Origin of the sequence: Hymenobacter actinosclerus, from assembly GCF_900111515.1 — a bacterium.
GTDB lineage: Bacteria > Bacteroidota > Bacteroidia > Cytophagales > Hymenobacteraceae > Hymenobacter > Hymenobacter actinosclerus.
In genome coordinates, this window is the sequence record NZ_FOHS01000003.1 from 110554 (window position 1) to 135456 (window position 24903).

General features: G+C 63.3%; 23 protein-coding genes and 1 tRNA gene. 15 read left to right on the forward strand and 9 right to left on the reverse strand.

Annotated features, from left to right (window positions below):
* Positions 1 to 23: 23 nt before the first annotated feature.
* A complete protein-coding gene (locus tag BMY67_RS12065; RefSeq protein ID WP_092771904.1) occupies positions 24 to 1400 on the reverse strand; it encodes a D-alanyl-D-alanine carboxypeptidase/D-alanyl-D-alanine-endopeptidase in 1377 nt (458 codons plus the stop codon).
* Between the two features lie 133 nt (positions 1401 to 1533).
* Here BMY67_RS12065 and BMY67_RS12070 point away from each other — a divergent pair, with 133 nt between their 5' ends.
* The 3 genes from BMY67_RS12070 to BMY67_RS12080 all read left to right on the forward strand — a co-directional run bounded on the left by BMY67_RS12070 (position 1534) and on the right by BMY67_RS12080 (position 5827).
* Positions 1534 to 2631 carry a DUF5700 domain-containing putative Zn-dependent protease gene (locus BMY67_RS12070; RefSeq protein WP_092771906.1) on the forward strand — a complete coding sequence of 366 codons (1098 nt, stop codon included), beginning with the start codon at positions 1534 to 1536 and terminating at the stop codon, positions 2629 to 2631.
* Positions 2632 to 2678: 47 nt separating this feature from the next.
* The gene (locus BMY67_RS12075; RefSeq protein ID WP_092771908.1) at positions 2679 to 3248 is read left to right on the forward strand and encodes a hypothetical protein; all 570 of its coding nucleotides are present in this window, start codon (positions 2679 to 2681) and stop codon (positions 3246 to 3248) included.
* Positions 3249 to 3499: 251 nt separating this feature from the next.
* A complete protein-coding gene (locus BMY67_RS12080; protein ID WP_143069808.1) occupies positions 3500 to 5827 on the forward strand; it encodes a GAF domain-containing protein in 2328 nt (775 codons plus the stop codon).
* Positions 5828 to 6065: 238 nt separating this feature from the next.
* Here BMY67_RS12080 and BMY67_RS12085 read toward each other — a convergent pair whose 3' ends face one another.
* From BMY67_RS12085 to BMY67_RS12095, 3 genes are all read right to left on the reverse strand, one after another.
* Complete coding sequence (locus tag BMY67_RS12085; RefSeq protein ID WP_092771912.1) at positions 6066 to 6722, reverse strand: phosphatase PAP2 family protein; 657 nt, start codon at positions 6720 to 6722, stop codon at positions 6066 to 6068.
* 193 nt (positions 6723 to 6915) lie between these two features.
* A tRNA-Leu gene (locus tag BMY67_RS12090) sits at positions 6916 to 6997 on the reverse strand.
* A 128-nt stretch (positions 6998 to 7125) separates the two neighbouring features.
* On the reverse strand, positions 7126 to 7845 hold the full coding sequence (locus tag BMY67_RS12095) for a phosphatase PAP2 family protein (protein ID WP_092771914.1): 720 nt from the start codon (positions 7843 to 7845) through the stop codon (positions 7126 to 7128).
* Between the two features lie 84 nt (positions 7846 to 7929).
* Between BMY67_RS12095 and BMY67_RS12100 the strand changes: the two genes are divergently transcribed.
* Positions 7930 to 8607 carry a class I SAM-dependent methyltransferase gene (locus BMY67_RS12100; RefSeq protein ID WP_092771916.1) on the forward strand — a complete coding sequence of 226 codons (678 nt, stop codon included), beginning with the start codon at positions 7930 to 7932 and terminating at the stop codon, positions 8605 to 8607.
* A gap of 91 nt (positions 8608 to 8698) precedes the next feature.
* A complete protein-coding gene (locus tag BMY67_RS12105; RefSeq protein ID WP_245745031.1) occupies positions 8699 to 10552 on the forward strand; it encodes a M61 family metallopeptidase in 1854 nt (617 codons plus the stop codon).
* Between the two features lie 249 nt (positions 10553 to 10801).
* On the opposite strand, the gene BMY67_RS12110 is transcribed toward BMY67_RS12105, so the two are convergent.
* On the reverse strand, positions 10802 to 11533 hold the full coding sequence (locus BMY67_RS12110) for a Bax inhibitor-1/YccA family protein (protein WP_092771918.1): 732 nt from the start codon (positions 11531 to 11533) through the stop codon (positions 10802 to 10804).
* Between the two features lie 129 nt (positions 11534 to 11662).
* Complete coding sequence (locus tag BMY67_RS12115; RefSeq protein WP_092771920.1) at positions 11663 to 12325, reverse strand: hypothetical protein; 663 nt, start codon at positions 12323 to 12325, stop codon at positions 11663 to 11665.
* A gap of 148 nt (positions 12326 to 12473) precedes the next feature.
* On the opposite strand from BMY67_RS12115, the gene BMY67_RS12120 reads away from it, so the two are divergent.
* From BMY67_RS12120 to BMY67_RS12165, 10 genes are all read left to right on the forward strand, one after another.
* A complete protein-coding gene (locus BMY67_RS12120) occupies positions 12474 to 13055 on the forward strand; it encodes a hypothetical protein (RefSeq protein WP_092771922.1) in 582 nt (193 codons plus the stop codon).
* A gap of 123 nt (positions 13056 to 13178) precedes the next feature.
* Positions 13179 to 14192 carry an MBL fold metallo-hydrolase gene (locus tag BMY67_RS12125; RefSeq protein ID WP_092771924.1) on the forward strand — a complete coding sequence of 338 codons (1014 nt, stop codon included), beginning with the start codon at positions 13179 to 13181 and terminating at the stop codon, positions 14190 to 14192.
* A 152-nt stretch (positions 14193 to 14344) separates the two neighbouring features.
* On the forward strand, positions 14345 to 15826 hold the full coding sequence (locus BMY67_RS12130) for a sodium:solute symporter (RefSeq protein ID WP_177189805.1): 1482 nt from the start codon (positions 14345 to 14347) through the stop codon (positions 15824 to 15826).
* Positions 15827 to 15957: 131 nt separating this feature from the next.
* Entirely contained in the window at positions 15958 to 16437 is a 480-nt protein-coding gene (locus BMY67_RS12135) for an energy transducer TonB (protein WP_092771926.1), read from the forward strand.
* Between the two features lie 137 nt (positions 16438 to 16574).
* Complete coding sequence (locus tag BMY67_RS12140) at positions 16575 to 18422, forward strand: ABC transporter ATP-binding protein (RefSeq protein WP_245745032.1); 1848 nt, start codon at positions 16575 to 16577, stop codon at positions 18420 to 18422.
* A 152-nt stretch (positions 18423 to 18574) separates the two neighbouring features.
* Positions 18575 to 19081, forward strand: coding sequence for a hypothetical protein (locus BMY67_RS12145; RefSeq protein ID WP_092771930.1), 507 nt, complete (start codon positions 18575 to 18577; stop codon positions 19079 to 19081).
* Between the two features lie 4 nt (positions 19082 to 19085).
* The gene (locus BMY67_RS12150; protein WP_177189806.1) at positions 19086 to 19601 is read left to right on the forward strand and encodes a hypothetical protein; all 516 of its coding nucleotides are present in this window, start codon (positions 19086 to 19088) and stop codon (positions 19599 to 19601) included.
* Positions 19579 to 20193: a hypothetical protein gene (locus BMY67_RS18990; RefSeq protein ID WP_143069809.1), complete on the forward strand. Its 615-nt coding sequence runs from the start codon at positions 19579 to 19581 to the stop codon at positions 20191 to 20193. Before BMY67_RS12150 ends, BMY67_RS18990 begins: the two co-directional genes overlap by 23 nt.
* A 53-nt stretch (positions 20194 to 20246) precedes the next feature.
* A complete protein-coding gene (locus tag BMY67_RS12160; protein ID WP_092771936.1) occupies positions 20247 to 20780 on the forward strand; it encodes a hypothetical protein in 534 nt (177 codons plus the stop codon).
* Positions 20781 to 20948: 168 nt separating this feature from the next.
* Positions 20949 to 21857, forward strand: coding sequence for a DUF2911 domain-containing protein (locus BMY67_RS12165; RefSeq protein ID WP_092771938.1), 909 nt, complete (start codon positions 20949 to 20951; stop codon positions 21855 to 21857).
* A 386-nt stretch (positions 21858 to 22243) separates the two neighbouring features.
* Here the strand turns inward: BMY67_RS12165 and BMY67_RS12170 are convergent, their stop codons facing one another.
* The 3 genes from BMY67_RS12170 to BMY67_RS12175 all read right to left on the reverse strand — a co-directional run bounded on the left by BMY67_RS12170 (position 22244) and on the right by BMY67_RS12175 (position 24879).
* Entirely contained in the window at positions 22244 to 23923 is a 1680-nt protein-coding gene (locus tag BMY67_RS12170; RefSeq protein ID WP_092771940.1) for a sodium:solute symporter family protein, read from the reverse strand.
* Positions 23920 to 24054: a hypothetical protein gene (locus tag BMY67_RS19745; protein ID WP_262490352.1), complete on the reverse strand. Its 135-nt coding sequence runs from the start codon at positions 24052 to 24054 to the stop codon at positions 23920 to 23922. The genes BMY67_RS12170 and BMY67_RS19745 overlap by 4 nt, the downstream gene beginning before the upstream one ends.
* A gap of 177 nt (positions 24055 to 24231) precedes the next feature.
* Entirely contained in the window at positions 24232 to 24879 is a 648-nt protein-coding gene (locus tag BMY67_RS12175) for a phosphatase PAP2 family protein (RefSeq protein WP_092771942.1), read from the reverse strand.
* Positions 24880 to 24903: the final 24 nt, after the last annotated feature.

The following is a 24903-nucleotide window of genomic DNA, read 5'->3' on the forward strand; positions in this document are numbered from 1 at the left end:
AGCAACGGGCTTCTACAGCTCTTCTACAGCTCCTCCCGCACCCGCGTCAGCAGCCGCTCCATTTCGCGGCGCACGGCGGCAGTGGGCACCACGTAGTTGTTGTTGAAGAAGCTGAACGCCACCAGCCGGCCCGAGCGGGTGCGCAGGTAGCCGGCCAGGTTGTGGTTGTTGGTGAGCGTGCCGGTTTTGCCCCACAGCCAGGGCCCGGTTTTGCCAGTAGGCAGGTAGCCCCGCCGCAGCGTGCCCTGCCCCCCGCCGGCCGCCAAAAGGCTCAGCAGCCGCGGCTCGGGCACCTGCTGGTGCAGGCGCACGAGCAGGGCCGTGAGGAAGCGGGGCGTGAACAGGTTGAGGCGCGAGAGGCCCGAGCCATCCACCCACTGCGGGGCATCGGGCAGGGTGCGCAGGTAGTTCTGCTGCATGGTGCGGATAACCCGCGCCGGGCTCAGCGAGTCGGGGGCCAGGGTGGAAGAGCACAGCAGCAGCAGCTGCTCGGCCAGAAAGTTATCCGACACCCGCAGCATGCGGCGGTAGAGCGAGTCGGGCGGCAGCGTGCGCAGCACGCGTACCGAGTCGTGGGGGCGCAGGCGCAGCGGGCCGGCGGGCAGCAGCGGGCGCCGCAGCGTGTCCTGCAGCAGCTGCAGCAGCAGGGCGGGGCTGGTCCGGAAGGGCACCTCATCTACCCAGGCGCGGGCGGATGGAAACACGAAAAAGCGGTTTTCCTCGGCGGGCCGCTGCACGTGGTCGTTGGCCGGGTTGGGCCGGGTGCCGGGGGCGGGCCCTGCCAGGGGCCGGAAAAAGCGCGGCAGCACCCGCGGCGCGGCCGGGGCCGGGCGGCCATAGAAGCGCACGGTGTTGCCGTAAATGGGCATGGCGCTGCGCTCGGGCTGGAAATAGTAGCCGTAATCGTCCCAGCTCCAGCCAGGACCAAAGGCGGGCGGCATGGGCACCTGGGCATACAGCAGCACCTTTTCGGGGCGGCTGAGCAGGAACTCGTAGGCCCGGCGGGTGGGCACGTCGCCGTGCAGCAGCATAGGGTCGCCGGTGCCCCAGAACAGCAGCGTATCGGGCCCGCGCTGCACGTAGCGCAGGCCGGGCAGCGAGTCGGCGGCGCCCAGCAGGCTAAGGCCGGCGTAAAGCGTGAGCAGCTTGGTGGTGCTGGCCGGCGTGAAGTAGCGGCTGTCCTGGTAGCCGAACAGCGTCTGGCCGGTGTTGGCGTCGGCCAGGCTCAGGCCCACCTGGTGCTGGCGCAGCACCACCGATTCGCGCAGCTGCTGGCTTAGCCAGTTGAGGTCGGGAACCGGCGGGCCGGCGGGGCCGGGAACAGTTTGGGCGGCCAGCGCCAGGGGTAGCAGGATGCCGCCCAGCAGCAGGGCGAGGCGGCGAAACAGAACGAAAAGCATAGGCCCGCAAAACTAGGCAATAGGAAAGCGAAGTAGTCTAACAGCGGGCGGGGGACCAGCGCTGCCCCTACGGCGTTCCTGGTAACCTGCCAGCCACTACCTTACCCCCATATGCCCTCCCTTCCGGTTTCCCATGAAAACAACCTGCCTACTGCTGCTGCCCTTATTGACGCTACTGTCCCGACCCGCCGCTGCCCAAACCGTAAACGTGGATGCCGCCGAGCGCTACTGGGAGATGACTGACGCCCTACGCCGCGACCAGCCCCTGACCGACGCCATGTGGGCCGCTTTCGTGGCCGTGCCCGCCAACCGCCGCTACATTGCCAGCGTGTTCGATGAGCGCGGGCTGAAACGCTACCGCCACGCCATTGAGGTGGCCTACCGCCCCAGCCTCGACTCGGTGCGCCGGGCCCGCCTGAAGGCCGAAGACTGGTACTACGTGCTGGCCGACCAGTACCGGCAGCGCGAGCCCGAGTATCGCGCCTACCTCCGGCAAACAGTGCAGAAGCCCGCCTACTTCCACCTGATGTACCAGCTGGCCTACGAGTTTCTGCCGGCCCGCGCCCACACCCGCGTGGCCGACCTGCAGCTGGCCTACGTGGCTATTGGCAACGACGCTATTTCGGAGCAGCAGGGCCTTGTGTTCAGCCTCAAGGCCGCCGTCGATTCCGATAAGCCCAAGGTGGGCATCCTCGAAGCCCACGAAATCCACCACCAGCTGCGCCCCGGCCTCGATTTCAGTTTTGCGGATTCCGTCGACCGCCCCCTGCTGTACGCTTTGAACATGACCCTGAACGAGGGCGTGGCCGACCTGATTGACAAGAGCGTGCAGCTCCGCTCGCCCGCCGACTCGGCCGACATCCGGGAGTGGGCCCTGCGGCGCGCGCCCTCGGTGCTGCACCAGCTCGATTCGGTGATGCAGGCCCTGGCCGCCCGGCCCAGCGCGCCGCGGCCCGAGCTGCGCTACTACCGGCGCCTGTCCAACGGCTCCAACGGCCATTTGCCGGGCTTTTTTATGGCCCGCACCATCGAGCGCCAGGGCTTGCTGCCCCGGCTGCTGAGTGCCATCGACGACCCGATGGCCTTCTTTCTGCTCTACCAGCGGGCCGCCCGGCGCGATAAAACGCATCCGCCGGTATTCTCGGCTGCCTCGGTAGCCTACCTGAAAACGCTGCAAAAAAAATACGTGGCGCCGGCACGACGGGCGTCGGCGCGGGCGTTAGCGCCCTAGGGCCCGGGCGCGCAACCCTTGCCGTCCGCCCCGTATCTTTACGGCCTATGCTGCGCTCCTTTGTTACCTGGTTTTCGTTTTTGATTATGGCCACGGCCCTGGCCGCCTGCTGCGGCTCGACGGCCTGCGAGTGCGACGACCAGTATGCCGACGCCGTGGGCCTGCAGTTCAGCGCCGATACCACGGGCCCCAACCCTGTAGGCTTCCGGGCCCGGGAGGTGCAAAACGTGTACCTGGTGCGCGTGCCGCTCGATACCACCCAGCGGCCCGGCGCCGACACTGTGCTGCTGGTGCGCCCGGTAGCCCGGTACTCGCAGCCCGTGGTCATCAACAACACTACCCCCTTCGCCCAGGCCGGCAACCGCAAGCTCGACAGCTACTCCTACCTGCTCTACCTGGCCCCCAGCCGCACCAGCAAGGTGCATTCCTTCGATTTACGCATTGATAGTGTACAGTTGAACACCGTTTTCCGGGCCGAGGGCTGCTGCACCTGCTTCGACAACAACAACAAGCTGGTGTACATCAACGGCAACCCAACGCCCCAAAACCAAACCGCCCCGAAAGACAGCAAAGGCAGCGACGCACTGCGGCCAATTCTGGTCGAGCGCAAGCCTTAGGCGGCAGCCCGGGGCAAGGCTGCGCCACGCAGGCCGGCGGTTCGCCCCCGCTTGCAGCCCACCCGGCTTGCCGGCGCTGGCCCTCGCCGGTTGGGGTGGGCGCTTTCAGGTACATCGGCTATGGCGGCGCCGTTTTGCTGTTTCCCAACACCACCGGCCGTCCGGCGGCAACGTCCGGCGGGGCCGCGGGCTCGTATAGCTAACCGCAAGCCCGACTGTTGCCGCCGGGCGGCCCCGAACTCTATTTTTTTATGCCCCAGGAATCCGTTACCACCGCCGTTGCTTCGTTTCCGTTTCAGACCAGGCTGAGTCTGGAGCCGCTGATTGCCTACTGGAAAGCCGGCGAGGAATCGGCCAACGAGGGCATTGCCCTGTTTTCGCGGGCCGTAGGCGCCCAGGTGGAAGCCGCCGCATGGGTGCGCGGCCCCATCACCGACCTCGACCAGCTCGAATGCAACTGCGACCTGGTGGAAACGCTGATGCTGGCCGTGTTTCCGCCCGCTTCCTTCGAAACCGATATTGTGGGGGCTATAGCGCCCTTCCAGCGCCACAGCTTCTACCATACGCCCCACTTCGCCGAGGTGCTGCTCAACGCGCAGCACATCATCAAGCAGCCGCTCAACATCACCATGGACCAGCTGGAGGTGTACACCACCCGCATGGCCTACCAGCTTATTCTGGAAAAGGTGTACGGCGTGAAGCTGCCGCTGCAGAGCGGGGTGGTGTTCACGGTGCCCGACTACAAGGTGGGCCTGTACCGCCACTACAGCGTCGAGTTCAACTCGTCATTTCTGGATGTGCAGGTGGTGGGCGAGAAACCCGCGCTGAGCCCCGAGCAGCTGGAGTTTCTGAGCCGCAACCCCCACCGCCTCGAACTCTGGCTCGACCAGCTGCCGCCCGCCAGCTTCGTGCTCGAAGGCTTCAATATTCTGCACCTGGTAGATGTAACGGAGCAGGAAGTGCTGTCGGAGCTCAAGTACGACTTGCTGGAGCGCGACGTGCTGCAGGCCTCCGACCGGCTCGAACAGATTCAGGAAAAGCTGCGGGTGCTGTTTGGCAAGCCCACGCTGCAGCTCGGCATTGCCGCCTACGATGAAAAAAAGCGGGCCTTCGTGGATTTCGGCCGCAAAATCAACCACAGCTTCCTCACCAAGCAGCTCCACACCGCCGATGTCGGCTCGGGCTTCCGCCAGATTTACGGCCGCCTCTGGGCCGACCGCCGCCCGCTGGTGCTCGAGAACGTGGAGCAGGCCGACATTCCGGACGACTTGCGCGAGCAGATCCTGAGCCTGGGCATCCGCTCGGCCATTCTGGCGCTGCTGCCCTACGGTGATGATACGGTGGGCCTGCTGGAGCTGGGCTCGCCCACGGTGGGCGACTTAAACGAGTTCAGCCTGGAAAACGTGAACCAGTTTCTGCCCCTGTTCGCGGTGGCCGTGAAGCGCAACGCCGAGGATTTGCAGACGCGGGTGCAGGCCATTGTGAAGGAGAAATTCACGGCCATCCACCCCACCATGGAGTGGCGCTTCACCGATGCGGCCCAGAACCTGCTCCAGAAGCTGGAGGACGGCAACCGCCAGGCCGAAATGGAGGATATCGTGTTTCACGACGTGTACCCGCTGCACGGCGCCTGCGACATTCGGGGCAGCAGCACGGCCCGCAACGAGGCTATTCAGGGCGACCTGATTGAGCACCTCACGCTGGCCGGCAAGGTGCTCAAAAAGGCCTCCGACTTCCAGCACCTGCCCATTCTGGATGAGCTGAAGTTTTACGTGGGCAAAAACCTGCGCCGCCTGCGCCAGGGCATGGCCAGCGGCGACGAGGTCAGCATCTTCGACTCGCTGCGCACCGAAATGGAGCCGCTGTTCGAGTACCTGGGCAACAATACGCCCGAGCTGCGGCCCGTTATTGCCCAGTACTGGGCCCAGATCGACCCCGAGCTGGGCATCCTCTACAAGCGCCGCAAGGCCTTCGAGCAGAGCACCACCCAGCTCAACGACGCCATTGCCGCCTACCTCGACGAGCAGGACGCCGAGGCCCAGGCCATGTTCCCGCACTACTTCCAGCGCTTCAAAACCGATGGCGTGGAGTACAACATTTACGTGGGCGCCGCGCTGGTCGAAGACAAGCCCTTTGACCTGGTGTTTCTTAAAAACCTGCGCCTGTGGCAGCTCCTGGCAATGGTGGAGATAACGCGCCGCACGGCCGCCCTGCGCGACCAGCTGCCGCTGCCGCTCGAAACCACCCAGCTCATCCTCATCCACAGCCAGCCCCTGAGCATCCGTTTCCGGCAGGATGAGCGCCAGTTCGACGTCGACGGCGCCTACAACATCCGCTACGAAATCATCAAGAAGCGCATCGACAAAGCCACGGTGGCCGGCACCGGCGAGCGGCTCACCCAACCGGGCTGCCTGGCCCTGGTGTACAGCCAGCAGCGCGAGGCCGACGAGTATTTCGAGTACCTCGACTACCTGCAGGACCGCGGCCTGCTCGAAGAGGAAATCGAGGAGCTGGAGCTGGAAGAACTGCAGGGCACCAAAGGCCTGCTGGCTCTGCGGGTGAAGGTGAAGCTGGTTTAGAAGTGAGAAGTGAGAAGTGAGAAGTGAGAAACGGTACGTCATTTAGCCCGGGCGGATTGCCTCGCTCCGCCCGGGCTAAATGACAAGTATTATCAAGCGAAAAGCCCCCGACGCCAGCACGGACGTTAGGGGCTTTCTGCTTATTCAGGGCTTAGCACGCTACTCCCCCGGCTTGCTTCGACACTGGCTTGATGCGCCACAGGCTCGCCCTGACATTGCGTTTCTCACTTCTCTGTACTCACTTCTCATTTCTCATTAAAAACGCCCACCGCAGCAACATCAGCCACAGCACTGCCCCGGCGAAACCGGCCAGCACATCGGTGGGGTAGTGCACGTGCAAATACACCCGGGTGCCACCGATAAAGAGGGCGAAGAGCACCAGCAGAACTGCCCAGACGGGGTGGTGGCGGTGGCGCCACAGAATCCAGGCCAGGCAGCCGTAGAGAGCCAGCCCGATCATGGCGTGGCCGCTCGGAAAGCTCAGGCCGGGCTGAAAGAACAGGGCCGACGAGGGCCGGGGGCGCTGGAAATAGCCTTTGAGGAGTTGATTGAGCAGCGCCGAGCCGGCTACGGCCAGCAATACCTCCCAGCCCTCGCGCGGGTGGCCCCAGCGGTGCAGCAACACCGGAATACCGATGCCGGCCACCACCAGCCACGGCAGCGAGGCAAAGAAAGTCAACGACCGCACCACGGGCGTCAGCGCCGGCCAGGCGGCCCGCCCGGCGTCAAACTGCTCAAAAACCCAGTTATCGAACTGCACCGACTGGTCGACGAACACCACCCGCGTAATGAGGAAGAATAGCGCTGCCGATGCCACAAACACGCTTACCATCAGAATTGACCGCAGCGTAAGCCGCGGCAGGCAGGAAGCGGAACGAGACGAAGGCGTGCCCATAAATAACCGGTTTGCGCTAGGTGCTGCGCTGCGTACGCGGATACCAATACCACCGTTCCGAGGGCGCTGTTCAGGTAAGCAGCCGGGCCGGCCGGCAAAGTGCCCGAGCCGGGCCAGGCCGCAGCCCAACCCTAGGGCCGCGTAACCGGCGCAGAAAACAAAAAAGCCGGCCCATTGCTGGACCGGCTTTTCGTGCGCTCGGGGAGACTCGAACTCCCACACCTTGCGGAACTGCCGCCTGAAGACAGCGCGTCTACCAATTTCGCCACAAGCGCAGCTTTCTATCATCCGGCCTTCCGGGGAGGGCCTTTTGATGCTGCAAAGATAGGCGGTTTTTCGAACGCGCTGCAAGTATTCAGTTAAAAAAAGCTGAAAAACTACTGACTTAAATTTCGATTCCGGCCTATTGAGGCTGTTTTTCAGCCAATTGCGGGTCTTTACGAAAGCGGACGCTAACCCGCTTTTCCAGCTGCTGCAGCAGCGGAATGGCAATTATCAGCCAGGCCAGGCCCGCGGCAATGCCGGCCAGCACGTCGGTGGCGTAGTGCACCCGCAGGTACACCCGCGTCAGGCCGATGAGGATAATCAGGCCGGCCAGCACTGCCACCACGACGTAGCGCAGCAGCGGACGATGGCGCAACCGGCTCCATGCAAAGTAGATGAGCAACCCATAGAACGAGGCCGAAATCATGGCGTGCCCGCTCGGGAAGCTCAGGCCCGAGGCCGAAGTGAGGGGCAGCAGCGGGCGGGGCCGGTGGTAAATCTGCTTGAGCACCAGGTTGAGCGTGATGGAGCCCAGCGCCACCACCGGCACCAGCAGCGAGTACCAGTGCCGCCGCCGCACCAGCAGCAGCCAGGCTACCAGCGCCAGCCCCACCACGGTAACAAAGTTGCGCGAGGCCAGGAACGTAATGGCCTCCACCCACTGCTGCCGCTGCGGCCCCAGCAGCGCCTGCGTCCACTGGAAAGCCGCCGCGTCGAAGGTGGCGGCGTCCTGGTCGAACACTTCCCGGCTCAAAGCCAGGAAAGCCACCACGCCGGCCGTGCCCAGCAGCAGCGTCACGGCAAACTCGGTCAGAAACAGGGTAAAGCCGGCCAGCAGCCGGCGCAAATGCTTGGTCATAGTGCCTAAACATACGGCCCGGCGCGCAAAAGCCGGCGGCAGGCCGTAGCTTGGCGCCACCGCCGCTTCGCCCCTGCTCCCCTCATGCCCGCTTCCCTGCCCGATTCCGGTTTCGATTACGTGGCGGTCTTCTACGACCCGCTGGCCCGGCTCGTGTACGGGCGGGCGCTGCAGCGGGCCCAGCAGGCCGCCCTGGCAGCGGGGCTACCCACCACCGGCCGTCCCCGGGTGCTTGTTGCGGGCGGGGGCTCGGGCTGGGTGCTGGGCGAAGTGCTGAGCCGCTGCCCCGGCGCGCGCATCGTGTACCTGGAAGCCTCGCCCCGCATGCTGGCCCGCAGCCGCGCCTGGCTGGCCCGCCACTGGCCCCAGGCAGCAGGCCAGGTAGAATTCCGGCTGGGCACGGAGGCAGCGCTGCAGCCAACGGAGCAGTTCGAAGTGCTGATTACCTTTTTCCTGCTCGACCTGTTTGCGCCCCGGCGGCTGCGGCAGCTGGTGGCGCGGCTGGGCGCGGCGCGGGCACCCGGCGGCGCGTGGCTGCTGGCCGATTTCGGGCCGCCACGCCGCTGGTGGCACCGGCTGCTGCTGCGGCTCATGTACGGCTTTTTTGGGCTGACCACCGGCATCAGCGGGCGGCAGCGGCCCCCGATAGAGGCCGAGCTGGCCCGACTGGGGCTGCACCCCGCGCCGGCCGGGCAGTTTTTTGGGCAGATGGTGGAGGCCAGCGTGTGGCGGGAGTCGGGGGCTGAGCAGGCGGCGGGTTGAGCGGTCAGCTAGGCAATGATTTCGGCCTCTGCGGCCCACAGCCTGCGCAAATTGCTTAGGTTAGCGGTTCCATTCTTACTGCTGCTACCTTATGCTGATGCGCAAAACCGCGGCCCTGCTGCTGCTTAGCCTGCCCCTGGCCCTAACGCGCCCCGCCCGGGCCCAGGCGCCGGTGCACTACAACGTGGCCTTGCCCAACGCCGTCCACCACGAAGCCCGCGTCACGGTCACGTTCCGCGAGGTGCCCGCCGGGCCCCTGCAGGTGCGCATGGCCCGCTCGTCGCCCGGCCGCTACGCCCTGCACGAATTTGCCAAAAACGTGTACGACGTAACCGCCACCGACTCGCGGGGCCGCACGCTTACCATCACCAAACCCGACCCCTCGGGCTGGGACGTAAGCGGCCACGACGGCACCGTCACGTTCACCTACACCCTGTTCGGCGACCGGACCGACGGCACCTACGTGGGCATCGACGCCCGCCACGCCCACCTGAACACGCCCGCCACGCTGGCCTACGCCCAGAGCCTGGCGCAGCGCCCGGCCGAGGTGCAGTTCGCCGGCCTGCCGGCCGCCTGGAAAGTAGCCACCCAGCTGCAGCCCGACGCGGCCGGCACCACCTTCACCGCACCCCACCTGCAGTACCTGTTCGATTCGCCGATTTCCCTCGGCGAGCAGCAGATGCGCGTCTGGCAGGAAGGCGGGCGCACCATTGAAATCATGGCCCTGCACGACGGCACAAGCGCCGAGCTGGATACCTACACGGCCCAGACCAAGAAGATAGTGCGCGAGGCGGCCGCCGTATTCGGCGGAATGCCGACCTTCGACTTTGGCCGTTACACGTTCATTGCCAACTACCTGCCCCAGACCAATTCCGACGGCATGGAGCACCGCAACTCCACCTCCGTTACCAGCGCCCGGCCCTTGCGCGGCGCGGGGCTGCTAGACAACCTGGGCACGGTGTCGCACGAGTTTTTTCATGCCTGGAACGTGGAGCGCCTGCGCCCCCAGGATCTGGAGCCGTTTGATTTCAGCCGGGCCAACATGAGCAGCAACCTGTGGTTTGCCGAGGGCTTCACCCAGTACTACGGCGAGCTGCTGCAGCGCCGGGCCGGCGTGTACGCCACCGACTCGATGTACTGTGCCGAGGCCCTTTCGGGCTTAGTGGGGGCCATGACGCTGAGCCCCGGCGCGGCCCGCTTCTCGCCGGTGCACATGAGCCAGCAGGCCCCGTTCGTGGATGCGGCGGCCGCCATCGACCCCAACAACCGCGCAAACACTTACCTGAGCTACTACTACATCGGCGGGGCCAACGCCCTGGCTCTCGACCTGGAGCTGCGCCAGCGCTACAAAACCGACCTAGACACCTACATGCGGGCCCTGTGGCAGCAGTTTGGCAGCCAGCAGCAGAACTACGCCCCCACCCGGCCCTACACCATCCCCGATCTGCGGCGCGTGCTGGGCGAAGTAGCCCGCGACACGGCCTTCGCGGGCCGGTTTTTCCGCCAGCACATCCTCGGCCACCAGCGCCCCGATTACCCCAAACTACTGGCCCCGGCCGGCCTGCTGGTACGCCCGCTGCGCCCCGGCCAGGCCAGCCTGGCGGCCCGCCTGAGCTTCAACCCCACCGACAGCACCGCCACGCTGGGCGCCACCACCATCGGCTCGCCGCTCTACCAGGCCGGCCTCGACCGCGACGATGTGCTGCTGCGCCTTGACGGCCAGCGCCTGACCAGCGGCCGTAGCCTACCGGAGCTGCTTGGCAAGCACCGCCCCGGCGACGTGGTGCAGGCGGAGGTCCGGACCCGTACCGGCGTGCGCACGGTGCCCGTTACGCTTGCGGAGGAGCCGGGCCTGGAAGTGGTGACTTACGAGCAGGCCAAAATGCCCGTCAGCAAGGCCCAGCGCAAGTTTCGGGCCGCCTGGCTGGGCAGCCGGGCCCGCTAGCTTCGGCTCCGGTTCTTTCTATAACAAAGCCCCGTCGGCACGTGCCGGCGGGGCTTTCTTTGTGAACTGCTGGGTTTGGAAGCTGTTTGAGTTAGTTTTTGAAGAGTGGTGTAGAGACGCCTATTTGCGTCTCGTCGTTGCTGAGGTTGGCTGTTTCCACATGAGAGTTCAACGACCATTCAACGGCCGTTCAACGACGAGACGCAAATAGGCGTCTCTACACCGTGCCTAGACTGCGCCGGCAGCTTCTTAGCGGCGGCGGCCGAAAAAGCGCAGCAGGAACAGGAACAGGTTGATGAAGTCGAGGTAGAGCGTGAGGGCGCCGAGCAGCGAGGCTTTGTGGGTGGCATCTGCGTCGCCGAGGCCGGTGAAAGCCAGGGCCTTGAGCTTTTGGGTGTCGTAGGCAATCAGGGCCACAAACAGCAGCACGCCCACGCAGGAAGTGATGGTGTAGAGTAGCGAGTTAAGCCAGAACATATTCACGACCGAGGCAATGATGAGGCCGACGAGGGCCATCATCAGCACGTTGCCCCAGCGCGAGAGGTCGGTGCCGGTGAAGTAGCCGTAGAGGCTCATAACGGCAAAGGTGCCGGCCGCCACAAACAGCGTGGAGGCAATGGAGTCGGCGGTAAACACCAGGAAGATGACGCTGAGCGTGATGCCGTTCAGGGCCGCGTAGGCAATAAACGCGCCCGTCATGGTGCTGGCCGACATCTGGGCGGCGCGGCTGGAAATGTAGCCCACCACGAACAGCTCCAGCAGCAGCAGCCCGAAAAACACGAGCCGCTGGCCCGCTACCAGTTCCACCAGCTCGGGCGTGGAGCTGATGAGCAGGGCAATGCCACCCGTAAGGGCCAGCGCCCCGCCCATCCAGCCGTACACCTGCCGCATAAACGTGGCCTGAATCTGGCTGGCCTCTTCGGGGCTGAGGCGGATTACCGGCCGCTCGACCGATTCGTCGGAATGTAGTAGTTCGCTCATAAATACCGGTTGCTTAGATAGTAGGGAATGGTTGGTTGAACGGCGGAAAAGTAAAAGAATTCCATGTAATCAGCACCGAATATACCTGTGGCAAAGCAGGGTGCGGGCTGGCCAAGTGCCTGGCCCCGGCTAGCCCAGCTCGTCGTGAAAGCGCCACAGCAGCAACAGCCCGAAAACGACCACGCCCAGCACCAGGATGCGCAGACCGTGGGCGCGGTCGGCGGGCCGGAAGGCCGGCACCCGCTCGCCGGTGGGTAGCTGGCGCTGGTGCGCGTACAGGTGCCAGCCGATGAGCACGCCCAAAAACCCGCCCAGCAGCGCCAGTACGTAGCCGGCCAGCACACCGCCGGTCTGGCGGGGCTCGGGGCGGGCCAGCTCGTCCAGCCGCTGCCGGCGCATCTCGTCGAGCAGGGCGGGCGTTATCGGCTCGCCCCGCTGGGCCAGCAGTTGCCCGGCCAGGGCGACGTCGAGCGGGTTCCACTCATCGGGCCGCAGCAGAATGTCGTAGAGCTCGGAGCTGTTGAAGGTGAGCAGGTAGTGGTCGGCCGGCACTTCCGCGAGCTGGGCCTGGGCGGCCTGCTGCTCCAGAGCCTGGGCCCGGGCAAAATCGGCGGCGCGCAGCAGCACCAGGAAGTACCGGCTGGTTTCGTTGAAGGCGAAGGACGGGTCGATGGCGGGCTGGTCGAGCCGGGTCTGGGCCTCGAGGCCGTGGGCGTGCAGCAGTTCCAGCAGCGGCTGGGCCACCGTGGCATTGGGGAAGCGCTGGTAGGGCTGGAATTCGTGGTCGGACATAAAGGCGACTGGATAGGGCGTAAAGAAACAGCTTTGCCCCGATCAACCACCAAGCTACCACTCCCGATGCAACCAATTCGGCCGGCGCGGTCTTTGGTATGGGGCGCAGCGGTGCTTCGTCCTACTACGCGCTTTCGTATCTTTCGCCATGCCCCGATTCGTTTATCTGCTGCCCGCCGCTCTGCTGCTGGCCTGCGCCGCCCAGGCCCAGGACACCGCCGCCCCAACCGCCCCAAAACCGGGGCTGCGGCCCTCGTACAGCCTGCAGGCCGGTACCACTTTTGCCGGTCGCTACGGCTCAGCGGCCTACCTCAGCCCCACGGTTTCGCTGCCGCTGAGCAGGCGCTTTGCCGTGTTTGGCGGCCTGACTTACCTGCGCACTACGCCGGGCGCGGCCTACCTGCCGGCCGGCGACGCCACCGGCCGGCTGCCGCTGACGGGCGCCTACCTGGGCACCAACCACTACCTCATTCAGGGCGGCGGGCAGTACGCGCTGTCGGAGCGGGTTATGCTCACCGGCTCGGCCTGGAAAGACCTCACGCCGGCGGGCCAGTTCGGCCGGCTGGGCGTGAATCCGTACGCGGGTTTCGGCGGCAACCTGGGCCAGGGCGTCAACCTGCGGGCCGACTACCGTATTACCGAGAACTTCTCGGTGTCGGGCGGGGTACGCGTCAGCAACGGGGCCACCACCCAGCCGGGCGGCTACTATGGTTCGCCCTGGGGCTATTAGGACGATTTGGGCCGCATAAGACCTATCGGCCCGGCTTCCGCTTATTTCTCACTTCCTGATGCGCTGCCTTGGACTGCCTGCCGGGCCTGAGGCGGCGCATTACGCGGTTATTTTATCTTCTGCATGGCTTCCGTCCGCTACGTGCGCAACCCCGACCTGCCCACCATCAAGCCCAATTACCCCGGTAACAAAATGGTGGGCAACGAGTACTGCAACGGCCAGGAGTTGTACGAGCCCCAGCTCAGCACGGCCCTGAAGTGGCAGCTGACCAAGAACCCGCAGCGGGAAGAGAAGGCCGCCGACACCTGGACCCCGGACGTAGTGGACGGCACCGCTTTTTTACGGAGCCAAGAAGACGGGCTGCTGTGGCTGGGCCACTCCAGCTTCGTGCTGCGGGTGGCGGGCATCACGCTCATTACCGACCCGCTGCTGTTCTCGTCGGTGGGGTTGCGTCGCCGCCACGCCCTGCCCTGCCGCCCCGAAGACCTGGTGGGCATCGACCTGCTGCTGCTCAGCCACGGCCACCGCGACCACCTCGACGAGCAGTCCATTAAGCTGCTTTCCCGCCAGAACCCGCAGCTGCGGGCCTTCGGGCCGCTGGGGCTGCAGAAACTGCTGCGCGGCATGGCCCCCAAGCTGCCGGTGCAGGAAGCCGGCTGGTGGCAGCAGTTCGACCTGGGCCCCGCGGCGCCCTTCGAGCTGTTCGAGCTGCCGGCCTCGCACTGGTACCGCCGCGGCCTGCTCGACCTGAACGAGGTGCTCTGGGGCTCTTTGCTGCTGCGCCTGCCCGACGGCCGCACGCTCTACTTCGCCGGCGACACCAACATGAACGACCATTTCGAGGAGATTGAGCGGCAGTTCGGCCCCCTGGATATCGTGCTCATGCCCATTGGGGCCTACAAGCCGGCCTTCATGATGGCCGGCAGCCACACCAGCCCCCACGAATCGGCCAAGGCCACCAATCAGCTGCGCGCCGGCCATCTGGTGCCCATGCACCACGGCACCTTCGATTTGAGCGACGAGCCCGCCTCGGAGCCCCACCGCCTGATAACCGAAATTGCCGCCTCCGGTATGCTGCGCGCCGAGCTGCACCTGCCCGCCGTGGGCGAAGTGCTGCGCTGGCAGGACTGGGGTTGAGTTGTCAGTTGCTAGTTGTCAGTTGTCAGTGCCCGGCTCAGTAGTTGGCTGGTAATTGTAGCTTTGCTGATTCGCTTACTTTAGCTGCCTGATTGATTGTCGGCTCTTCTCGCCTGACAACTGGCAACTGACAACTGACAACTGACAACTAAATGTCCCCCACCCTTATTCTGAGTTTGATTGCGGGCTACTTTGTGGTTCTCATCATCATTGCCTACCTGACTTCCCGCGGGGCCACGAGCGAGTCGTTCTTTATTGCCAACCGCAACGCGCCCTGGTACATGGTGGCCTTTGCCATGATTGGCACCTCCCTGTCGGGCGTCACGTTCATCTCGATTCCGGGCATGGTGGCCGGGCAGGGCTGGAGCTACATGGCCGTGGTGCTGGGCTACACGGTGGGCTACCTCGTGATTGGCACCGTGCTTATGCCGCTGTATTACCGGCTGCGGCTGGTGAGCATTTACACCTACCTGGAGCAGCGGTTCGGCTTCTGGAGCTATAAAACGGGCGCGTTCTTCTTCCTGCTTTCGCGGGCCGTGGGGGCGGCATTCCGGGTATTTCTGGTGGCGGGCGTGCTGCAGCTGGCCGTGTTCGACAGCCTGGGCGTGCCGTTTGCCGCTACCGTCACCATCGCCATCTTCCTGATTTACCTCTACACGTTCAGCGGCGGCCTCAAAACCATCCTCTGGACTGATACTTTCCAGACCCTGGCCATGCTGATCTGCGTGGCCGTTAGCATCTACCTGATGGCCCACGAGCTGAACCTGGGCTTTGCCGGGCTGGTGAAAACGGTGAAGGAAAGCTCCATGTCGCAGATTTACTTCTCCGACCCCAAAGACGACAAGTTCTTCTGGAAGCAGTTTGCCTCGGGCGCCTTCATCACCATCGTGATGACCGGCCTCGACCAGGATCTGATGCAGAAAAACCTGAGCTGCCGCAACCTGGCCGACGCCCAGAAAAACATGTTCTGGTTCACCATCGCCATCGTGCTCGTGAACATCTTCTTCCTCTCGCTCGGGGTGCTGCTCTACCAGTACGCCGCCGCCAAGGGCATTGCCCTGCCCACCAACCCCGAAACCGGCGCCGTTATCGGCGACGCGGTGTTCCCGATGCTGGCCACCAACCACTTCACCCTGTTTGCGGGCATCGTGTTCATCCTGGGCATCATTGCCGTCACCTACGCCTCCGCCGACTCGGCCCTGACGGCCCTCACCACCTCGTTCTGCGTGGATATGCTCGGCATTGGCCAGTACGAGGAGAAGAAGCAGAAAAGCATCCGCCAGCTCACCCATTTCGGCTTCTCGGTAATTCTGATTGTGATTATCCTGATTTTCCGGGCCATCAACGACCAGAGCGTGATTACGGCCGTCTTCAAGGCCGCCGGCTACACCTACGGGCCGCTGCTGGGCCTGTACTCGTTCGGCATTTTCACCAGCCGCGGCCTGCGCGACAAGCTGGTGCTGCCCCTTTGCCTGTTCACGCCAATGCTCACGTACTTTATCAACCACAACTCCGAGGCCTGGTGGGGCTATAAGTTTGGCTTCGAAATCCTGATTCTCAACGGTCTGCTTACCTTCCTGGGGCTGTGGCTGATTTCGCGCCCCCGCAACCTCGAACTGAACCCCGTAGCTTAAAGGTTGTTCTTGGTTTAGAAGTGAGAAGGCGAGTAAACCAGCACGTCAGGCTTCGCTCCGCTCTGCCTGACGTGCTGGTTTACTGCCTGACCCTGTTCCACCCTCTCCAAGCCTCAGCCCAGCCCCCCGCCATGAAACATCTTTCCTTCATCCTGCTGCTCGTATCTTTGGGCCTTTGGGAAGCGCGGGCCCAGCAGCCGGCACCTTCCCGAAAGCCCATCGAGCTGAAGACCACGCAAATGCAGGCGCAGGCGAAGCCCGCCGCCAACCGTCCCGATGTGCCGCCCCAGTTTCCGGGGGGCGCCAAGGGGCTAAACCAGTTTTTCCAGCAGAACCTGAAATACCCGGAAGCGGCCCTCGCCCAGCAAATCAGCGGGCACGTGGTAATGACTTTTACGGTGGAAGCCGACGGCCACCTCACCAACCCCTCGGTGGCCCAGCCCCTGAGCCCCGAGTGCGACACGGAGGCGCTGCGGGTACTGGGCCAGATGCCGGCCTGGAAACCGGCCACCCGCAAAGGCCAGCCGGTGCCCATTCAGGTGCGCCTGCCCGTGCCGTTCGGCGTTTCCGAGGGCCTGCAGGTGGAGCAGGGCAAACCGAAATTTAATTAAATAAGGAGCTAGGAGTCAGGAGCTAGAAGATAGAATTGACTGATTTAAAAGAAGTATCATGTTCAGTGTGACCGTCCTTTTAAACGATTCTCCTACTTCTAACTTCTAGCTCCTAACTCCTAGCTTCTCAAGAAGAAATGGCCCGTAGTGGAATGAATACCAGCGGCAGCGACCCCGTAGCGGCCGAGCTGCCCAAACCGAAAGTAAACAAGGAGTCGCTCAAGCGCAGCCTGCGGATTTTCCGCTACATGCTGCCGTATAAGGGCAAGTTTATCGTGGGCATGCTGATGCTGTTGCTCAGCAGCAGCACGTTTATGGCCTTTCCGTGGCTGGCCGGCAAGCTCATCAACGCGGCCAACCACGAGCCGCTGGTGCTCAGCAACGGCTGGACCCTGGGCATCAACCAGATTGCGCTGCTGCTGTTCGCCATTATTGCGTTTCAGGGATTGTTCTCGTTCGGGCGCATCTGGTTTTTCACGCAGGTGAGCGAGTTTACGGTGCGCGACATCCGCCGGGCGCTCTACGGCAAGTTCGTGCAGCTGCCCATCCCCTACTTCGAGCAGAACCGCGTGGGCGCCATTACCTCGCGCATCACCTCCGACGTAGCCCAGATTCAGGACACGTTTTCGCTGACCCTGGCCGAGCTGTTCCGGCAGCTTTCCACCATGATTATCGGCATTACGGCCATCATGCTGGTGTCGGTGAAGCTCTCGTTGTTTATGCTGCTCACCTTCCCGCCCATTATTCTGGTGGCCGGGCTGTTCGGGCGCAAAATCCGGGTGCTGGCCCGCGAAACCCAGCTGGAGCTGGCCAACACCAATACCATCGTCGAGGAAACCCTGCAGGCCATCAACTCGGTGAAGGCCTTTACCAACGAGCGGTTTGAAACCCGCCGCTACGGCGCGGCCCTCGACCGGGTAGTGACGGTGGCGCTGCGCAGCAACCTGTTTCGCGGCGGCTTCGTGTCGTTCATCATCATCGGCCTGACCGGCGGCATCATTCTCATTCTGTGGCGGGCGGCCCAGCTGGTCTACAACCCTGGCCCCGACCACCTCGAAGTGGGTCAGCTGCTTACCTTCCTGCTCTACACGGCCTTCATCGGGGCCTCCATTGCGGGTTTGGGCGAGATGTACGGTAAGGTGCAGAGCACCCTGGGCGCCTCCGAGCGCATCCTCGAAATCCTGGACGAAGCGCCCGAGCCTACCCACCACGAGCCCGCCACCGGCCTGGTGCCCACTGCCATCGAGGGCGACATCCGCTACGAGCACGTGGCCTTCCGCTACCCCACCCGCCCCGACGTGCCCGTGCTCCAGGACATCGACTTCCACATCGGCGCGGGCGAGAAAATTGCCCTCGTGGGCCCCAGCGGCGCCGGCAAGAGCACCATTGCGGGCCTGCTGATGCAGTTCTACCCCTTAAGCGGCGGCCAGATTACCATCGACGGCCACCCGGTAGCCGACTACGACCTGACCGCCCTGCGCCGCCAGATTGGCATCGTACCCCAGGAAACGCTGCTGTTCGGTGGCTCCATCCGCGAGAACATCGCCTACGGCCGCCCCAACGCCACCGACGCCGAAATAGTGGAAGCCGCCGAGCGGGCCAATGCCTACCGCTTCATTCAGGGCTTCCCCGAGGGCCTCGATACGCTGGTCGGCGAACGGGGCATCAAGCTCTCGGGCGGGCAGCGCCAGCGCATCGCCATTGCCCGCGCCATCCTGAAAAACCCCGCCATCCTCATCCTCGACGAAGCCACCTCCTCGCTCGACTCGGAAAGCGAGCAGCTGGTGCAAAGCGCCATGGACGAGCTGATGCAGAACCGCACCAGCATCATCATCGCCCACCGCCTGAGCACCATCCGCAAAGTGGACAAAATCCTGGTTATCGACGGCGGCCGCATCGTGGAGCAGGGCACCCACGACGAGCTAAGCGACCGGGAAGGCGGCCTCTACGCCAACCTGCTGCGGCTGCAGTTCGAGCTGAGTTAGGCCTTCCTGAACTGGTACCGCAAGGGCAAAGCTTTGGCTTTGCCCTTTTTTATTTTCATGGGTTTCTGGAATACTTTTTTGTCGCTAGCTAGACACCAACCGGGATTCTGTGTTCTATAGAAATTGACTTATAACCTGTTACTTTCGGTCCTATGGAGCCTATTCTACTTACTAACGTGCATATCACCCAGGCTGATTATTTAGATATCAACTGGCCTATTGTCATGCGAAAGCGGGGTTGGATAAGCATACTGTTGACGAGTGCTCTCATCACTTATTTGTTTCGGAATGACGGCTTGTATGCATCAGAATCCTGGCTTTACCGGATAGGTATTACGCTGGCAATAGTTGCCATTATGACGGTCTTGTTAGGATTCGGCTATCGGCGGGCCATTAAAAAGCAGTACAACGGTACCCCCCTGATGCAACAGCTCGCCACATACCGGCTAACTGCAGCCGGCATCGAAAAAACTAGTGCCATGCAACACCTCGAATTGCCTTGGGCCAGCTGCCAGGGCGTGCGCCGACTGGGACGCTGGTACTTTTTGGTTACCGGACCTCAGCGGGGCGAATTTCTGGACCCAGCCTGCCTGGAAGCGCCCGCTACTGAAGTCGACTTGCGTGCATTATTGCAACAGCATGGCCTGGCTTTTATATAGCTTTATGATGGTCGTTTCTATTCCTGAGGTTCAGGTAAATTTCCGCCGTTACTTAGCGCTTAGCCTGCGTTACACCTTCCGCCGCAAACCGCTGACAACTATTCTGCTCGTGCCCTGGCTCCTATCGGTCTGGTTGGCCGGAACACTATTTACCGGTCCGGTTACCGTGCTCGATTTCCTGCAAAAGGAGCCTCTAGGCACGCTATTCATATTGTTTTTCCTGCTGTTGCCCCTACTTACAGTCTGGGGCACCCGACGGCAATACCAAGCGAGTAGCTTGCTACAACACGCCGCCGACTACATCTTGAGTGCCACCGGCGTAGGCATACGTGGGCCGGTTGTTAACGCTGATCTGGCGTGGCCTGCCTTTACACGGGCCGACCGGTTTGGCTCTTGGCTGCTGCTGCAAACGTCGGAGCAAAGCGCTTTTTTTCTCGACCTTGAGCAGGTGGCCGCACCCGCCAATTCGGCAGATGCTTTAGCCATGATACAGGCCAGTGGAGTTTCAATTCACTCGTGACAGGGTGCCGATGCTTATTCCCGCCACCCCGCCCACCTTCGCCGAGTACCAGCTGATTCATCAGACGCAAGAGCGGCAACGTACTCCTGCCCCGCAACAGGTTCGGCAGGTTTATACGCCGGTCACCTCCGACCCTTGGCCTAAGCTGCTGCACAGGTCACTGCAGTCCGCCTTCTTTCTGGCAGCTGGTTTTGTCGGGGCCTTATTTATACCAGGAGAGCTTAAAGGCAAAATCAGGGTTTTCGGGGTGATAGTAGTTATAGGACTGCTGGGAACTGCTTTTTCCCTACTTCACCAACGCTGGGAGTACTGGCGCGCCTTTAAGCAGCAACGGGCGCGGCCCCAGCCTGAGTCGTTGGAGTTTTCGGAAGCCGGCCTGCGGTTGCACTACCCCCTGGGCACCGTATTCCACCCCTGGGATTCCCTCTGCCGCATTCGTGAAATGGGCGACTGGCTGCTGCTTTACCCCGATATGGAGTTCTGCTACTACCTCAACCTGCAACGGCTGCCCGTGCCGCTGACCGCGGCTGACGTGCGGGCGCTGATTCAGTGGAGCGATATGCGGACCGGCAAGGCTATTTTTGCGGTTTAGTCCGGCCTCTTTTTGCGCATTTTTCGGTTGCGAAACGGTACCCTCCCCCCACCATGCCCAAACTGCCCTACCTGTTACCCGCCGTGCGTATGTCGGCCGACGAGTTTGTGGCCGTGAACTTCCGGCTGTGGCGGGCGCGGCCGGCTACGCGCCGCAACCACTGGCTGCTGGGCGCGGGCATCCTGCTGCTGGGTATCAGTATCGGGCTGGATGTGTGGCAGAACGGCCAGCCCGAACGCACGTCTACCTTCATATTTCTGAGCGTGGCGGTGCTTTACGGCCTGGCGCGGTTCGGGCTGGTGCGCTGGCAGCTGCGGCGCGGCTACGCCCGCAACGCCACGCTGCAGCGGCCCATCGACTTCCGGCTGACCAGTTCCGAAATCATTGGCCGGAGTACGCTGGGACAGTTTTCGGGCAAGTGGACCCGCATCCGGCGGGCCGTGTGGGTGGGCACCGACTGGCTGCTGCTCTACCCCACCGAAGCGGCCTGCTACTACCTCGACCTGCGCCGCCTGCAGGCCCCCGCCACCCCCGCCGATGTGGCCCAGCTGCTGACGCAGCACCAGATTCGGCAGCAGCGGGCGTAGTGGCGGCGGGAGCCTGCAGGCAACTTTGGTGCGGGTTGCGGGTTGCTGTTTCACCGAACCAAAAGCGAACTGTTAATGACTCGCCGCTGACTGCACCGGCGCGGCCGAGTTTGGTTTGCTTATTTTTACTCTGAATCAACTCTCACCTTCACCCAATTCCTGCTTCGTATGTCGTTTTCCACTTCCCGCCCTTCTACGGCCCGCATTCCCGGCGCTACCCTGGTGCTCACCGGCCTGCTGCTCGGCGGCGGCACGGCGGCCCAGGCCCAGATCAGCACGCCCCAGCCCAGCCCCAAAAGCACCCTGACGCAGCGCGTGGGCCTCACCGACGTTACCGTAACCTATTACCGGCCCAGCCTGCGCAGCCGCCTGGGCTTCGGCGAGGCCGGCGGCAAGAGCGTGGTAACGTATGGCCAGCGCTGGCGCACCGGAGCCAACAGCTCTACTACTATCAAATTTGCCGACGACATGATGGTGGAAGGCCAGAAAGTGGCCGCCGGCGAGTACGGCCTCTACACCATCCCCGGCAAAGCCGAGTGGACCGTAGTACTCAACAAGAACACCAAGGCCGGTGCCAACGTCGATGCCTTCAAGGACGACGAGAACGTGGCCAGCTTCAAGGTGAAGCCCATGATGCTCAAGGACAAGGTGGAAACCTTCACCATCGACCTCACCGACCTGACCCCCGCCACCGCCAACGTGGCCATGATGTGGGACCAGACGGCCGTTAAGTTCAAGCTCATGTCGGAAGTGGATGCCAAGGTGATGGCTCAGATCGACGAGAAGGTGGTGAAAAACGCCAGCCCCACCAGCGGAGACCTGGCCGCGGCCGCCGTTTACTACCTCGACAACAACAAGGACATGAAGCAGGCCCTGACCTGGATGCAGCAGGCCAACGCCAAGGACCCCAAGTTCTGGAACATGCTCACGGAGGCTAAAATCCGCATGAAAATGAAGGACTACAAGGGTGCCGTTACGGCCGCCGAAATGTCGAAGAAGCTCGCCACCGAAGCCAAGAACATGGACTACGTGAAGATGAACGACGAGCTGATTATGGAAGCCAAGAAAGCCAAGTAGATTTATCCTGAGCTGCCGGCTGAGAGCTGTTAGCTTTTCGTGCTGGAAAACTGAAAAGCCCCGTCTGAATCGTCAGACGGGGCTTTTTGCTGCCGGTTGGGCTCAGAGAAACAACGGGCCAGGCCCCGGAGGGGCAGCATATCGGTAGCAGCCAGGAGAAGAAGATTGTCAAAGCCCCGGAGGGGCGACATATCGGTAGTATTGAGGAGATATAGAGTGCTAAAGCCCCAACGGGGCGACACAGGCCGTTGGACGGTTTGTGCCGCCCCGCCGGGGCTTTAAAATCGGATGATTCCGGGTGGGCTACCGATATGTCGCCCCGCTGGGGCTTGAGGTAGCTAAGGCGGCACTTTACATCCGAACAGCAGGCTAACCGCTATCAGCTTTTAGCTAATAGCTCTACGAAAGGCGCAGCCCGCCACTACCACGGCGCAGCCGATGATGTTGAACCAGAGGTAGCCGATATCGGTGGCGAAAAACAGGGCGGCTACTACCGTTTGGGCCACCACGGCCGCCCAGAACACCGTGCGCCCCCCAATCGATTTCATGAAGAAGGCCACCATGAAAATGCCCAGAATGGTGCCGTAGAAGAACGAGCCCAGAATGTTGACGGCCTGGATCAGGTTTTCGAGGCGGGCGGCGAAGGTGGCAAAGGCAATGCCCAGCACGCCCCAGCCCACCGCCGCCCAGCGCGAGGCCGCCACGTAGTGCGCCTCGGTGCGGCCCGGCCGCCGCGGCCGGTACAAATCGACGACGGTGGTGGACGACAGAGCGTTGAGGCCGGCGGCGGCCGAACCCATGGCGGCGCTCAGCACCACGGCCACCAGCAGCCCCACCAGGCCCTGGGGCAGGTAGTTGAGCACGAAGGTCAGGAACACGTAATCGGTGTCTTTGGCCTCAACCGAGGGCACGGCCTGCTTCATCAGCTTCTGGGCCTGCTGGCGCAAACCCGCATTGGCGGCCTGTACGGTTTGCAGGTGGGTCTGGGCGGCGGCAATGGCCGATTCATCGTCGGTTTTAAGGGCCGTTACCAGCGCGCCGGTGGCCTGGGCGCGGGCCTTGAACAGGGTGGCGTGGGTGCGCTCCAGGCCCCGCAGCTGGGGGCCGTACTGCTCGGAGTGGGCCACCTCCAGGTACACCGGCCGGTTGAAGGTGAGCGGAGCCGGGTTGAACTGGTAGAACACGAACAGCAGCACGCCCAGCAGCAGAATCCCGAACTGCATCGGAATTTTGAGCAACCCGTTCATCAGCAACCCCAGGCGGCTTTCGGTCAGGTCGCGGCCGGCCAGGTAGCGCTGCACCTGGCTCTGGTCGGTGCCGAAGTACGAGAGGGCCAGAAACAGGCCGCCGGTGATGCCCGACCAGAAGTTGTAGCGGTCGTTGGGGTCGAAGTGGAAGTCAATCAGGTTGAGCTTGCCCTGGGAGCCGGCTACGCGCATGGCGTCGGTGAAGCCCACGTTTGCGGGCAGGTAGTGCACCAGCAGGTAGCCGGACACCACCATGCCGGTGAAAATAACGGCCACCTGAGCCTGCTGGGTTACGGCTACCGCCTTGGTGCCCCCGCTCACGGTGTAGGCAATCATGAGCCCGCCAATCAGCCAGACGGTTAGGTGAATGTTCCAGCCCAGAATGGCCGACAGCACCAGCGCTGGGGCGTAGAGCGAGAGGCCGTTGCTCAGGCCCCGCTGCACCAGAAACAGCAGCGCCGTGAAGGTGCGGGTGCGCCTGTCGAAACGGCCCTCCAGGTACTCGTAGGCGGTGTACACCTGCAGGCGGTGGTAGATGGGCACGGCAAACACGGCAATCAGCACCATGGCCACTGGTAGGCCCAGGTAGAACTGGATGAAGCGCATGCCGTCGTCGTAGGCCTGGCCGGGGGTGCTGATAAAGGTGATGGCCGAGGCCTGGGTGGCCATAATGCTCAGGCCCACTGCCCACCACGAAGCCGAGCGCCCGCCCAGCAGGTAATCGTCGAGCGAGGCCCCGGCGCGGCGGGTGCGCCAGGTGCCGTAGCCCACAATAAACAGCAGCGTGCCGCCCAGAATCAGCCAGTCGAGCGCACTCATGCAAACAGCCGGGTCAGGTACACGAACAAGCCGATTTCGGCCCCCAGCGCCCCCAGCACCAGCCAGTACCAGGCCCGCCACGACGGCAGCAGCGGCGGTTTATTGTCGGGGTTGGTGGGGGCAGCGGACACGGGCGGGGGGTTATAGGGCGAAAGATAGGCAGTAGGAGTTGATAGGGTAGAAAAAGCACGTCATGCTGAGCGAAGCGGAGCGTAGTCGAAGCATCTCTACCGCTTCGTTACAATCATCGGGATTACCACTGCGGTAGAGATGCTTCGACTACGCTCCGCTTCGCTCAGCATGACGTGCTATTCGTATTCCCGCAGTTTTGGCCGCAGCCACCACGTTGCCAGTTCAAACCCGCAGGTCAGCAGCAGGCCCAGCGCCGCACCGGCTACCACGTCGCTGAGCCAGTGGAGCTCCAGCACCACCCGGCCCAGGCACACCAGCCCCAGCCAGCTCAGCAGCCAGGGCCGCGCCTTCGGAAACCGCAGCGCCCAGGGCAGCAGCAGGCCCGCCGTACCGGCCGCGTGGCCCGAGGGAAACGCATCGAACTGGCCGCTAACCTGCCAGAAATTCGCGTTGGATGCCAATTGGTGGAACACATCAGATGGACGGGGACGGTCGAAATAGACCTTTAGCATACTACCAGCCACTGAACCACTTATCCACCCAAGCACCCCGACCAGCCAGATGGTGCTGCCGGGCCGCCGCCGCAGGCGCGTCCCGATGAACAACACCAGCAGCCCTGGCCACAGCCATACCGCCTGAGCATGCAACGTGTCTATTACGATATCATGCGCTTGCATCAGCCCCGCGAAGAACAGCCGTAGCGGGGCACCATGTGCGTGGAGCAAGTTGGCCAGCGGCTCATCCACGCAAACAATCAGCAGCAGCATAACCGGAACTGCCAGCAACGCGACGACTAACAGGCGTTGGTAGAAACGGATATTCATAGGGCCCCTTCAAAACGTACAGCG